Below are 458 nucleotides of genomic sequence, written 5' to 3' on the forward strand. Positions count from 1 at the left end.
CTTCATTGGTCGCTGCGCTACCCGCTTCAAAAACAACCCCGAGCGGGTAGCGCAGCGACCTCGAAAATCGGATTTCATGTCAAGTGTTTTTTGCATTTTTTGAAAATATTTATCGCGCAGATGGGTACCTTCGATATTTGGAAAAACCCGCGAATGTCTAAAGTTCAGTTAGCTGAATACCCACTTCCGGAATCTTCGGTCACGATGCCGGAATGGCATCATATGAGGGGGTAATGATGTTACGCATGGACCCCAACGTTACCCCATGCCCCACCAGCAAAACGACCAGACAGGCGACCGGGACACTTCCCCACCAAAGCCGTCGCACCACATGCCAATCCACCTGTCCTTCTCCATGATGCGCCTTGACCGCCACCAGTTTGGTCAGGACCGCAAACCACAGATCCGTGGCAATGGCGGACTGGGGTTCCACGCCAAACCAGAAAATCAATGCCGGA

Annotated in this window: 2 protein-coding genes; one reads left to right on the forward strand and one right to left on the reverse strand. The window is 52.4% G+C overall.

Annotation, left to right across the window (positions count from 1 at the left end):
• On the forward strand, positions 1-234 hold a 234-nt coding region (locus IV91_RS19240), incomplete at its 5' end, for a hypothetical protein (protein WP_233418476.1).
• Here the strand turns inward: IV91_RS19240 and IV91_RS0112835 are convergent.
• On the reverse strand, positions 200-458 hold a 259-nt coding region (locus IV91_RS0112835; RefSeq protein ID WP_031599071.1), incomplete at its 5' end, for a TSUP family transporter. The two genes, IV91_RS19240 and IV91_RS0112835, sit on opposite strands and share 35 nt — an antisense overlap.

This window comes from Ferrovum myxofaciens (assembly GCF_000735045.1).
Classification (GTDB): domain Bacteria; phylum Pseudomonadota; class Gammaproteobacteria; order Burkholderiales; family Ferrovaceae; genus Ferrovum; species Ferrovum myxofaciens.